10 protein-coding genes and 1 pseudogene are annotated in these 13,442 nt (G+C 31.6%); 8 read left to right on the top strand and 3 right to left on the bottom strand.

The window, feature by feature from the left end; all coding sequences use genetic code 11:
- Window positions 1-242 precede the first annotated feature (242 nt).
- Window positions 243-2,216: a putative porin gene (locus VKY47_RS00945; RefSeq protein ID WP_324309617.1), complete on the bottom strand. Its 1,974-nt coding sequence runs from the start codon at window positions 2,214-2,216 to the stop codon at window positions 243-245.
- Between the two features lie 179 nt (window positions 2,217-2,395).
- On the opposite strand from VKY47_RS00945, the gene VKY47_RS00950 reads away from it, so the two are divergent.
- The 4 genes from VKY47_RS00950 to VKY47_RS00965 all read left to right on the top strand — a co-directional run bounded on the left by VKY47_RS00950 (window position 2,396) and on the right by VKY47_RS00965 (window position 9,060).
- The gene (locus tag VKY47_RS00950; protein ID WP_324309619.1) at window positions 2,396-2,995 is read left to right on the top strand and encodes a ribonuclease HII; all 600 of its coding nucleotides are present in this window, start codon (window positions 2,396-2,398) and stop codon (window positions 2,993-2,995) included.
- A gap of 30 nt (window positions 2,996-3,025) precedes the next feature.
- On the top strand, window positions 3,026-5,461 hold the full coding sequence (locus tag VKY47_RS00955) for a ribonuclease HII (protein WP_324309620.1): 2,436 nt from the start codon (window positions 3,026-3,028) through the stop codon (window positions 5,459-5,461).
- Window positions 5,462-5,589: 128 nt separating this feature from the next.
- Complete coding sequence (locus VKY47_RS00960) at window positions 5,590-6,228, top strand: hypothetical protein (protein ID WP_324309621.1); 639 nt, start codon at window positions 5,590-5,592, stop codon at window positions 6,226-6,228.
- Window positions 6,229-6,297: 69 nt separating this feature from the next.
- Window positions 6,298-9,060, top strand: coding sequence for a CHAT domain-containing protein (locus VKY47_RS00965; RefSeq protein WP_324309622.1), 2,763 nt, complete (start codon window positions 6,298-6,300; stop codon window positions 9,058-9,060).
- On the opposite strand, the gene VKY47_RS00970 is transcribed toward VKY47_RS00965, so the two are convergent.
- Together VKY47_RS00970 and VKY47_RS00975 are read right to left on the bottom strand one after the other, a co-directional pair.
- The gene (locus VKY47_RS00970; protein ID WP_324309623.1) at window positions 9,053-9,772 is read right to left on the bottom strand and encodes a tetratricopeptide repeat protein; all 720 of its coding nucleotides are present in this window, start codon (window positions 9,770-9,772) and stop codon (window positions 9,053-9,055) included. The two genes, VKY47_RS00965 and VKY47_RS00970, sit on opposite strands and share 8 nt — an antisense overlap.
- A 5-nt stretch (window positions 9,773-9,777) precedes the next feature.
- Window positions 9,778-10,347: an RNA polymerase sigma factor gene (locus tag VKY47_RS00975; RefSeq protein ID WP_324309624.1), complete on the bottom strand. Its 570-nt coding sequence runs from the start codon at window positions 10,345-10,347 to the stop codon at window positions 9,778-9,780.
- Window positions 10,348-10,882: 535 nt separating this feature from the next.
- Here VKY47_RS00975 and VKY47_RS00980 point away from each other — a divergent pair.
- The 4 genes and pseudogenes from VKY47_RS00980 to VKY47_RS00995 form a co-directional block, all read left to right on the top strand.
- Window positions 10,883-11,416, top strand: a complete 534-nt coding sequence (locus VKY47_RS00980) for an outer membrane protein (RefSeq protein ID WP_324309625.1) — start codon at window positions 10,883-10,885, stop codon at window positions 11,414-11,416.
- Window positions 11,417-11,578: 162 nt separating this feature from the next.
- Window positions 11,579-12,163, top strand: coding sequence for a hypothetical protein (locus tag VKY47_RS00985; RefSeq protein WP_324309626.1), 585 nt, complete (start codon window positions 11,579-11,581; stop codon window positions 12,161-12,163).
- Window positions 12,164-12,286: 123 nt separating this feature from the next.
- On the top strand, window positions 12,287-12,808 hold the full coding sequence (locus VKY47_RS00990) for a hypothetical protein (protein WP_324309628.1): 522 nt from the start codon (window positions 12,287-12,289) through the stop codon (window positions 12,806-12,808).
- 115 nt (window positions 12,809-12,923) lie between these two features.
- Window positions 12,924-13,442: pseudogene (locus VKY47_RS00995) on the top strand (hypothetical protein); the annotation flags it as partial.

The raw sequence follows: 13,442 nt of genomic DNA on the forward strand, positions 1-13,442 counted from the left end.
TTTTATCTTATTAGCAAACTATTATTGAAGTATTTCTTTGTTTTTTTTAACCATATGCCCCTAGCCACTTAATTTCAGCACGTTAAACATCGGCTTGTTTTATGCCATCTGGCAAACGACCAGGATTATCGGCCACAGGGCGGGCATTTTGTACGTGGTTTATCCCGAAAAGATGGAAGTGTGCTCCCGGACCGATATACCGAAAAAAAAACATACATATATATAGGTGCGGATCAAACAGTCTATAAAAAGAAGTTCCAAACAAGTCCGAATCGGATCGCGAAGTCTCGATAGGGATGGTTAGGTGCAGAATAATAATTGTACCCAGTCCATGCTGCATTGAAATGTTCAGCTTTAATATATATTCTAGCTCGTTGAATTTTTGCATTCACAAAAAAATCGAATCTTGGATATCCACCAAATTCACGATCTGTTTGAACATAAAATTCTGCCATAAGCGGATCGTAGGCATTCATATAATACTTAGTGAAGTAATTAAAGGTAACTCCCGTTTGCAGAAAGAGCGCTTTTTTGAAAAAGTGACTGGAATAATATAATGTGTTTCTTGTTACAAACTCAGGCACATTAAATACCTCATTATCATCTTTTACCGTTTGATACACAATCGTATTGTCCAGAGCAAACTTTTTATACTTAATTTCCTTTTGAAGCTTAATGGTTAGATAGCTTATAGATTTATCGCTTTGAAAAGGTTTGACCAAACCTGTATCGGTTTCTTTTTTAAAATAAGCATAGTCGTTTATATTGGTAATGTCTACTGATAGGTTTGCAATTTTATCTGAATTTAAAACAAATTCTATGTTTTGGGTTTTAACATTATTGAAATTTGTTTGCCAATTATAATTTTGATAAACACTTTGGTATAATAGGAAGTTGTAATTTGGAGCTTGCGAATTATGTTTGATCCTTGCGCTAAAAGCAATATCTTCAGTAAACTGATAGGACGCGGCTCCCATAATATAATTACCATCAAAATCTCCCGAAATATTTAATCCAAAGTCTCCTTCTAAATTGAACCTCTTAATACTTTTGGAATAAGAACCTCCAATAGCCACTACATCTCCTAACAATCTATTTGTTATTAATGTATTATCTATATAGGTTACTTTATCGTATCCATAATTAAAGTTATTGTAATCGATATGGAATTTCATATTCCCTAACACATTATTACCATATTCCACATAACCCTGGGCATAAAAATTCTCGAGTGTTACCCGATCTCTTAAGTTGCTCTGCTGAAATGCTGCACCAAAATAATCATTTTGTTTCGTTTGATTATACTCGTAATACTTATCTTCAAAAGAAAGTATGTTACCAATACTAAGCTTATTTTTAGTTAGGGAGTCTTGTTCTTTAAGAAGTCTATATCTATGGTCCAAGTAAAATCTCTTTCCTTTTAATATGTTTTCGGCATCTTCAAAATTTACTGCTAAAACAGCCCTGTCTTTAAATTCTTCGTTTCCAGACTCGAAATATGTTATATTACTATCTTGAAGTCCCCCATTTTCTTCGTTCATCAAATCTTGCATAACAATATGTGCATTGGCTATATATCTATTGTTTTTAGTTTTGTAGCTTGATGTAAACCTAAAGTTTCCCGTACTTGTTAAAGCATTTTGGTATTTCCCTATAGAACGCAATCCTTTGTAAGCAACGGAAAAATTAAACTGTGGGGACGTATTTACCGTGAAAAAAGCATCTATTTGCTGCCCTTGGGTAAATGCCGTTTTGTAATAAAGGTCTGTAAAAGGTGTGGGAACGTGGTAATAGTAAATGTCTTCTATTTCCATATAATTAAAGTGCCTGGCTCTTGCACCAAACAAAGGCATGAGCTTATTGGCATCAAAATTATAGATTAAGGTATTATAAGGTTGACCAACATTGGAGAAAGCCATTAAATTGAAATTGTCTTTTCTTAAGTAATTAAACTTATACTCCTTTTTTATTGTTAGAGAAGTATCCACAATAGTTGTATCTCTGGTGTGAGAGATAATTAAATACTGTTCAATTTTAGCATCTTTGTTTACAAGTCCCTTATTACTAGTGCTTTTTGTGGAGCCCCTATTAATAGTTTCTTGATATTCGCCATCTCTAACCAAACCTCCATCGTCCTTACTACGAGTAGGTGAAATTTGAGAAAACCCTAAATTAACAATAGCTAATAAAAAAAATGCTAAAAATATTCTCCTCATAATTATTTTTTAGACCTTGCAGGAGCTAAGACGTTTTTGAATTTGTTCAGTTATATTTGATTTAAATAAACAGATAGTAAAATAATTTTCGTCAAAAATAGAAAATATCTTTTTGGATTTTATTTATTATAGACAATATTACAATTAATAATAACGTCTTATTCTTAAGAATTATATAAATGCTGAAATTTAATTATTCGAAATTCACCCTAGAATGTGGTACAGATGAAGCCGGCAGAGGCTGCTTATCTGGACCAGTAACAGCTGCTGCCGTTATACTTCCTGAAGGTTTTGAAAGTGAGATTCTAAACGATTCGAAACAACTTTCTGAAAAAAAGAGGGATTTTTTAAGACCTTATATTGAAGAGCATGCATTAGCTTTTAGTGTTGCTCATGTTTTTCCTGAGAAAATTGATAGGATAAACATTCTTAATGCATCGATCCTCGCCATGCATGAAGCGATTGAAAACTTAAATATAACACCCGAATTTATTATAGTTGACGGGAATAAGTTTCATCCTTTTAAAAATACACCTAGTAAAACCATTGTAAAAGGAGATAGCAAATATCTTTCTATTGCTGCCGCGTCCATATTGGCAAAAACATACAGAGATGAATATATGAAGAACATTGACAGAGAATTTCCTATGTACAATTGGAAACAAAACAAAGGCTACCCAACCAAAGAACATAGGCTCGCCATAAGTAAACATGGCATAACAGATTATCACAGAAAATCTTTTAGGCTCTTGCCAAACCAAATAAAATTAGAAATATAAGTTGCTATATTTGCACAAACCCTCAAGTAAATGAAAGAATTTTTTTATTTTATCTGTGTCACCTTGTTAATTACAAGCTGTAGTTCCGATAATAAGTATAGCAAACCTTCAGATTTTATTCCAGAAAACGCAGCGTTTGTAATAAAGATTTCCGATTTAGAAAGCCTAAAAAATAATATCGAGAACAATCAGTTTCTACAAGAACTTTCAAAATCGGAGGCTTATTCTACAATTTCAGGAAAATTGGAGCTCTTAAATTATTTTAATACCACTAACGAACTACTGCTTTCGTTTTCAAAAGATACTAAAGACAGTCTTCAATTTACCGTAATAACACCATATTCAAAAAGCTTATTTGCTGTAGATTCCCTGCCAAACCATAAAATAGAAACCATTAGTTCCAAAACACATGATGCCATAACAAAAACAACCGTGGAAAACAATGTCATGTTTAGCATTGTAAAAGACAGCATATTTATTGGTGCCTCGCAATTGGAGCTTTTAAAAAGGTCTTTAGATAAAAAGAATCAGCCTTTAAGATTGGCAAAATCATTAAACACAGCAGATAAAGACAGTCAATTGTCCCTATTAATTAATGAAAACTCAAATTATTTAACCTCATTTTTTCTGAACGATTCATTAAATCATATAAAACTAGCAACTTCTTTATTGTTTGATATCGATTTAAAGCAAGATGAAATCTTGTTTAACGGAATAGCAAAAGCTACAGATACTACAAAAAGTCTGATAAACGTTTTTAAAAACACCATTCCTCAAGAAAACAAATTAGCTAAAATTACTCCTGCCAATAGCGATGGGTTTTTAAGCTTTACATTTAATAATTATGCTAATTTTAAAGAGAACTTAGACAAATATCAGCCAATTGATTCTTTACTAACTGAAACTACTTTGTTTGATAACATTATTGAAGTAGGTGTTATTTTTGAAGGTAAGCAAGAAGCTATTGTTTTAAATTCTATAGATGATCTATCGACAGGCGATGCTTTATTAAACGAACAAAACCTGGTAGAAAGCTACAGGCAAATTGATATTTATAGCTTTAGTAAGCCTGATTTATTTAAAAGAAGCTTTTCACCTTTTATTCAATTTAATCAAGCTAGCTTATATTGTGTTCTAGATAATTTCTTTGTTTTTGCCAATTCTAAAGAAATGCTTCAGAACATTATTGCCAACTATCAAAATAACACAACCATTCATGAAAGACCTTATTTTGAAGCAGTAAAAGAGAATTTAAGTGATGAGTCCTCTTTATTATACGTTATGGCTCCTTCTACATTAAACAATAAATTAGAGTATTTTCTCCAAGAAGCGTTTTCTTTAAATTTAGAAAAATACAATGCCTCTGCTATTCAATTTATTTACGACACTAATTTTGCCCATGTAAATGCTGTGATAAAAAAGAGCAAAACCAAAGCTGTAGAAAATTCGGTAACCGAGGAGTTCAATATCAAAATTACCGAAGACCTATTAAATACGCCTCAATTTGTAGTAAATCATGAAACAAACCAAAAAGAAATTGTACTACAGGATGTGAAAAACAATTTGTATTTAATTTCAAATACAGGCACGCTTATTTGGAAAAAACAGTTGGATGGACCTCTTTTAGGTTTAGTTGAACAAATAGATATGTACAAAAACGGAAGGCTTCAATTAGCTTTTGCCACACCAAATAAGGTTTATGTTTTAGATAGAAATGGAAAGGATGTGTCTCCTTTCCCCTTAAAATTCACCGATAAAATTACACAACCTCTTTCTGTTTTCGATTACGACAATAATAGAAATTACAGATTGTTAGTTACTCAAGGAAAAAACATTCTTATGTACGATCAGCTCGGACATGTCGTAAAAGGTTTCAACTTTAATAACGCCGAAAGTGATTTGGTACATCAACCTCAACATATTAGAATGGGTAAAAAAGATTATTTACTCGTAAAAACAGTAGACAAACTATATATATTGGACAGAATAGGAAAAATACGAATTAAGCCGAAAAACACATACACCTACTCCAATCAAGCAGTTTATTTATATGATAACAAGTTTATTACAACCTCAAAAGATGGCAAACTAATAACTATAGACACGCAAGGAAATACCTCTGCACAAAATTTGCAATTAACCGATTTGCATCATATAACAAGTACCAGTAAAACCCTTGTAACGCATTCTGAAAATAGACTTAGCATAAAAGGCAAAACCTTAGAAATGGATTATGGCAATTATACGGCACCCGATATTTTTTATATTAATGATAAAATATATGTATCCATTACAGATTTACAAGCAAAAAAAATATACTTATTTGACAGTCAAGGCCAGACTATTTCCAATTTTCCTGTTTATGGTAATTCTAAAATAGCTCTAGACAATATAGATAAGGACAGAAATTTGGAGTTTGTTACAAAAGGTGATAATAACGCCATTATCATTTATCAAATAAACTAGTTAACTTAGCATCGTATTTTTTATTTGTAAAAGATTTCTTTCTAAAATGTTAACCTTATAAAGTCTAATCCATTAAATACAACGTACATTATATAAACATTAACGTATTATTTAAAAACTTATCAATTATGAAAAAAACCACTTTAGCTCTATTTCTTTTGTCACTAATATTAGTTATCAACACAAGTTGTAAAACTGATGATGAGAAAGACAATACCGAAGAACCTAAATTAACCGAAACAAATTATGTATATGAAGGTGACTTGCGTAAATTCTATTTAAATGCTGAAATTGTAAGACTAAACGACGATATTGAAATTTGGAGTGAAGTTCTAGAAGGCTATCCAGATTACGAAGAAGCGCAAACCAATATTCAAGTAGCTATGGCTCAAATAGAAGAAAATGAACTTGAAATTTCTTCTATTCCAACACCTGCTAATGCTTTCTTTATTATTAATCCAAAATTACCTCCAATTCCAGTTCCATCACCTTGTTTATGTTTAGAATTATATAACTCCATACAAAACATTGTTTTATTACCTGGAACAGACCAGATGAGTCTTTCAATATTTTCCAATAGTGACGAGTCTGGAATAGCATATACAAACATCGATACGAAATTAGAAACGATTCCTAACACTCAAAATACAGGACATTATCAACCTTTCAATTTTGAGCAATCAGGGTTTACTGGAGAAGCTACCATAATTATCCAAACCAATAATGACAGTTACTCCATTCCAGTTAATTTCAACAAATTGCCTTAATATATAATAGAAAATATTATTCATTAATTAATTGTAAATTAGTCTTCAGTCAAACTGAAGACTTTTTTTATGAAATTGCCTCTAACTTTACTAGTCCTATTATGGTCTACAAGCCTTGCCATTGCGCAAAATGCAAATGATTCCATATACGACAGTACCATAACATCTCTTTACCAAAAAGTATATAAATATATATATTCGGAACAAGATTCTGCCTTTTACTACTTCGACAAGATTAATAATGAAGCCATTAAACATGGAGATTTCGAGAGTTTGATAAGTAGTATATCTGCTTCGAACAAAACGGCTGCTCATTTTTATAATCTGGACAAAATGAAAGTCAATCTAAGAAAATTGGATTCCATTGTTTTAAAAAATGATAAAGCGCTAAAAAATACAGGCAATTATTTAATTTATATAAATTCCATTCTTTTTGATAAAGGCATCTATTATTTTATACTAAACGATTACATCAAATCCAGAAAAGCCTTCCAAGCTATTATCGATTCCACAGAAGCTCTAAAGGAAGATGATCTCGACATCTATCTGATAGATCTCTTAACTAGTGCATACAGCTTTATTGCAAAAATGTACGTAAACGATGGGAAATATAATTTAGCAAAAGATTATTACACGAAAAACATTCATTTTCTAGAAGCCAAAAAATCAGAAGATATTATAAAAATAAACAGGACTTACAGCCTGCTTGCCGAAGTATTAAAAAATCAAAATCAATTAAGCACTTCCACTACATACTTTAAAAAATCGTTGGCATATAATTTAAATCATCAAGGAAATTCAAGTAGCATTATTACTGAGGCCAATCATTTATTAGATAATTATTTAAGTAAATCTAAAACAGATAGTGCTTTTTATTACTTGAATATTATTAAAGATCACCTTTCTGAAAACCATCCAAAATGGAACATGTATTATGAAGCCAAAGCTAAAATATACGAAACCACAAATGATTATATTCTAGCAGAAGCTGAACTACAAAAAGCCCTAGAGCTAGTAAAACAAAAATGGCAGAACAAGCCACATAACGATATTGCTAAAATACACAACGCCATTGCCCAATTACACTTCAAATATAACCACCCGGAAAAAGCTTTGGAGTACTATAATTTAGCTATCAATCAGTTTTCTTTAGACAAAACAAATTCTACCATCAACCAAACCACACTTTTAAAAGTCCTTAAAAACAAAGCGGATTTATTAAACACCCAAGCAAGCTATGCCAAAAATATTTTAAATGTCAACCAAGCCTTGCGGATTTTAGATGAATTAAAGCCAACTTTTAAAAGCAACGCAGACAAACTATTTTTAATGGACGAAGCCTTCCCTGTTTTCGAATCTGGAATGGACGCAACCTATAATTTGTACAAAAATACCAAGCAAGATTCGCTAATTGACCGTGCTTTTTATTATTCAGAGAAAAGCAAAAGTGTTTTGCTATTGGATGCGCTTTTAAGTACTCAGGCTACAAAATTTGCCAATATTCCGAAAGGTATCATTGAAAGAGAGCAAGTTTTAAAGTCGCAAATCAATCATTTAGAAAAACAGCTCAATCAAACAAAAACAGATGATTTAGAAAACGAATTGTTCGAAATAAAGCGTCGTTATAGAGAACTTATAAGTTCTATTGAAACCAATTATAAAACCTATTACGATTTAAAATACAGTCAGGAAGTTATCTCCTTAGGTCAACTGCAGAAATTTTTAAAACCTAATGAAGCTTTAGTGTCTTACTTTTATGGAAATACAGCTATTTACGTAATAACCGTTTCTCAGAAATCAAAATCTATCCATCAATACAAATTAGATGCTAATATAGAGAATGAGATAAGTTCCATTTACAGTATGTTAAACAACCCGAAGTCCAATCTTCAGGTATTAAACCAAAAGTCGTTTGACTTATATAGTAAATTAGTGGCTCCAAGTCTTGAGAATCTTTCAAAAAAGAACCTCATCATCGTAACAGATGGTTTATTGAATTACATTCCATTTTCTAGTTTATCAACAGATGGCAAAACAACTTATTTAATAGAAAAGCATGCCATTAGCTATGTTAATTCGGCAACTTTATTAAAACAACTTACGGAAAAAGAAGGTGTTAATAACAAGGTTTTGGCCTTTGCCCCTAGTTTTGAAACCTCTTCGATTAATGGTTTACTGCCTTTACCACACAACCAGAATGAAGCAGAAGGTATTCTAAATTATTTTAGTGGAAAAACCTTAACAAATATGGATGCGACACTTCAAAATTTCAATTTAGAAAGCGAAAATTATGGCTTGTTGCATTTTGCAACCCACGCCATTTTAAATGATGAAGCTCCAGAATATTCGTATTTGGCATTTGAACCAAACACAAGCAATACCAATAATTTGCTCTATGTAAGCGATTTGTACAATTTAAACCTCAACACCAATTTGGTGACATTAAGTGCTTGCGAAAGTGGGATTGGCAATTTAAAACGTGGCGAAGGTTTTATTAGTTTGGCCAGAGGTTTTTACTTTAGTGGAGCTTCCAGTATATCCAGTACATTGTGGAAAATTAACGATGGTTCGGCTTTAAAGATCATGGATGGGTTTTATAAAAACCTATCGGAAGGAAAAACCAAAAACCTAGCTTTACAACACGCACAAGTAGCTTTTATTAAAGAAAACAATCAAAATGCCTTGGTGCATCCTTACTATTGGTCTGGCTTTGTAATTTCCGGAAAAACAGCGGCCATAACAACAACGACTTCCTGGTGGTATTATTTGTTTGGAGTTGGAGCGCTTGTAATATTGGTAGTATCTATAGGTAAATTTAGAAAATCTACCTAAGATCTTTTAAAAGTTTTTGGGCTTTCTCCTTATTATAAGTGTGATTACTTATTAAGTTTTCAAGATAGGTTTTGGCTTGATTTTTTTCATGATCCTTAATAGCTATTAAAGCTAGATACCATATAGATTCGGCCACAAAACCATCGTTTTCTTGAACAATTTGCTCGAACAAGGCTTTGGCAATCTCTGTGTTTTCAATACCTAAATACGCTTGTGCTTTATAAAAACTAACATAACTATTCTTGGTACTTTCTGGAATAGCATCAAACATTTCGATGGCGATTATATAATTTTTAGTTTCGTAAGCAACAAAAGCTTTACGCTCTACAGAATTTTCATCATCGCTTCTTGTAATCGTATAAACCGTATTTGGATAAGCACTAAAGTTAGTGTTATAGAGATTGTTATAATTTGTATCAAACAAGCTATTGTAACCAAACCAACCAACCAATAAGGCTATAGAAGCGGCAATGGCCATATTCCTATAATTAAAAATGGAGAGCTTGGGTAGGTTTATTTCGCTTTCAATCTCCTGGAGCTTTGATTTTAGTCTATCGTTTTCGTGGCTTTTAATGGCTTTTTTTAAATGCTTTTCAAATTCAAATTGCGCTTTAAATTCAGCATCCGTCTCCAATAAATTTTGAAAAATAATTTCTTGTTCAGGTGTTAAGCTGTTAGAGAAATAGTGATATAGTAAGTCTTGATTGTTCATTGCTCTTATGCGTTACTATTAATTCGTTCCTTTAAGGTTTTCATACATCTGGATTTGGCGCTTTTCACTACATTTTCACTTGCATATTCGGTAGTTTCAATAATATCCTTTATACTATATCCTCTAAAATAGAACAAGGTTAACAGTTCTTGACATTTTTTTCCTAAAGTGGCAAAATGCTTTTTCAATAAAACTTGTTCAATAGTCAAATCATTTTGATCCATATCTAAATTAGGATCAACCAGTTCTTCATTTTCCCTAATAATAGATAAATCGAAATCAGGATTTATGGTCTTATTGTTTTTTTTCATTTTATCAAATATTAAATACTTTCCAATACTAAATAAATAGGTTGAAATAGAACTTGTAAATTCTTCTATCTTCCCTTCCATCACATTGTTGTGGAAAATGATATAGGTATCTTGATAGATATCTATAATATCATCTTGCTGCAAGTGATACTTTCTAGCAAAATTTAAAAACTTGTCCCTATTGTCTTCATATATTCTTCTGAACAACACATCGGAACCTTTTTTCAAATCAGTTATAGTAATGTTCTCTTGTACTCTATGCATTTAATATCCTAAATTATAAAAGGTTAACACGTTACTGCGAAATTAACTTTTTTTGTGTAGAAGTCATTAATTTTCTTATAGATATATCATGTTCAAATAAAAATTGAACTCAAAATGTTGACATTTTAATTAAGCACTCCACTAAAAGATATAATTTATAAATACTTATTTATGGAAACTTTCAAACAAAAGCAAGTAATCTAACAGAACCTGCTTTTTACTGAAACATGGATATTATCAGGAAATGTAATTACAGCAAACCTATTTTTAATTGAATATCCAATGGAGCAATATTCTCTTAAAGGCAATCTTATGCAAACCAATACACCTGCTACTTATTCTGGAACCATATTATGGGGACACTAGGCACTGCCTGATAACCATCGGCTCCCATTTTATAGCGTTCTTGATTAAAAAGAGGTCTAAAATAATTGAAAGTCAAAATTATTACTTCGGCTTTTTTATGGGTCTGTGTTAACCTTTTGTTTAAAACCTCATTAAATAGAAAACATAAACATTATAACATAATTAAAACATGAAAAAACTAAACGTTCAAACAATTAAAAACAACAAAATCTTTTTAACACTTGCCGTGTTATTTTTTATTGGCACTCAAATTCAAGCCCAAATCTCTATTGGTGGAGGACTTGGATACAACGCAGAAATCTCTGGTCCAGGAATAACAGGAAAGGCAGAATTCAATATTACTGAAGAGATTGCCGTTTCTCCAGGAGTTACCTACTTTTTTGGAAGTAGTTTATATGGTTTCAATAGAAACGTTCTATCTGTAGATGCTAATGCTCACTACTTTTTTGAAATTATTGAAAGCAAATTAAAAATCTATCCATTACTAGGTCTTAACTACTCCAACTACAATAGCGGATCCTCTACTTATTATGGCTATTACTATGGCACAAGTAAAGTAAGCAATAGTGCTTTTGGAGCCAATATAGGTGCTGGCGCCAGATGGGCCTTTTCTGAAAAGTTAAGCGTGTATTTAGAACCTAAATATGTAGCTAGTAATTTTGATCAGGTAGTTATTAATGCTGGGGTTTTATATCAATTATAATTTACAATTTCTGCTATTTTTAATCTATTTATTTTATTTGAATTAGTCTTCAAGATAAAAAGCCAAAAATAAAGTTTTTGGCTTTTTTCTTTCAACCTGTTAACCTTTAAAAAGTACAACCATTAAGCTAGTAATATAAATCAATAAAAATTTAAAAAAATCATGAAAACAATTTCAAAACATTTCAAAACATTTCAAAAAAGTATTTCAAAATCAAAGTATGTCTTATTAGCTTTTTTAGTGGCTTTTAGTGTTTCCTGTTCTACAGAAGATGGGGAAGATGGCGCTACTGGCCCAGCTGGCACAGATGGGGTAGACGGCACAGATGGTAATGCCAATGTGCAAACTTTTGTATTTGATACTTCATCACAATCTGGTTCAATTATGTCTTTTCCCATAGCAGAAATTACGCAAGATGTATTAGACAATGATGTGATTTTATCTTACAACTCTAGTAATGGATTTTATTATCCAATGCCTGGACCAGGTAATGCAGCTACTTATATCACAAGAGTCTATATTAAAGTTGGAATATTTAGTTTTGACATTAATGATTGGAATGGAAATTATTATTCTATTGCAGCAGGAGATATAGATGAAGTGAAAGTTGTAATCATAGAATCTTCCAGTACAACATCTGGAAGAACAGCACAAGGAAAACAACAAATCTACAACGAGCTCAATCAAGCTGGCGTAGATATTAACAACTATCATGCTGTTTGCGATTATTATGGAATACCTTATTAATCAAAACCTTTTTAACAATTTAAAACCGAAGCTCAACCCTTCGGTTTTTTTATGCCTTATGTTAGCCTTTTTAAAATTAATTTATTAAATTTATAAAGACTTATAAATCAATATTTTAGAAACATGAAAATAACAGTAATAAAATCAAAGCACTTCCTATTTGCTCTTTTAGTAGCTTTTAGTGTTTCCTGTTCCACAGAGGATGGGCAAGATGGTGCAACTGGTCCTGCTGGTGCAGATGGACAAAATGGTAATGCCAATATAATTTCTTCAGACTGGATTGTGGCACAATATATTGGTATTAAACCGACTAGAAGTTATTTTACTATACCTGCTCCTGGACTGACTCAGGAAATAATGGACACAGGTATTATATTAGTTTATGGAAAACAAGGTCCTGAAGTTTGGAATCTGCCCTTACTTTTACCTTTCACAGGTGAAACTTATAGTTTTGTATGTAGCGCTACAGGAAGTATTACTGTATTTCTTGATTCTAGTGATGGTATCACCCCATTACCATATGAAGTATCTTTAGAAAAATTTAGATATGTACTTATTCCCGCAAATATGGGAGGTAGATCTTCCTTAGATTTTAAAAACATGCCTTATAACGAGGTCATGGATTATCTTGATTTGGAATATTAGCTCTTTGTATTAATTTATTTAAACCGAAGCTCAACCCTTCGGTTTTTTTTATGCTCCATGTTAACCTTTCAAAAAATAAAAACATTAATAGTATATAACTATAAATCAATAAATCATGAAAACAATTCAAACAACAATTTTAAAATCAAAGTATGTCTTATTAGCACTTTTAGTAGCGTTTAGCTTTTCCTGTTCTCCAGAGGATGGAACCGATGGAGCTCCAGGAGCAATTGGACCTGCCGGAACAAATGGTGAAGATGGAAATGCCAATGTACAATCGTCCGACTGGTTTCAAATTCAATTTGACTACCTTAATGATGAAGATAACTATGGAACCATGTTATTAGAGATACCAAACATTCAAGATTTTATGGATAATGGAGGAGTCTTTATAATGTATGTTAAAATTGAAGTTGAAGAGCATTCATTTATTTATCCATTACCATATGATGATAGTTATAGTTTCGTGGTTGTTAATGGACCAGGCGAAGACATAGAGAGTTATGTGTATCTTAATGCTGAACATTCTACCGTTAGTCAAATAGAAAATAACCCTGACTATACCTTTAAATATGTTTTAATCCCTAGTAATCGTATTGGCCAAAACAAATTAGATAGTACTAAAATGTCTTAT

It is taken from the genome of Xanthomarina sp., from assembly GCF_035306705.1.
Lineage (GTDB): Bacteria > Bacteroidota > Bacteroidia > Flavobacteriales > Flavobacteriaceae > Xanthomarina.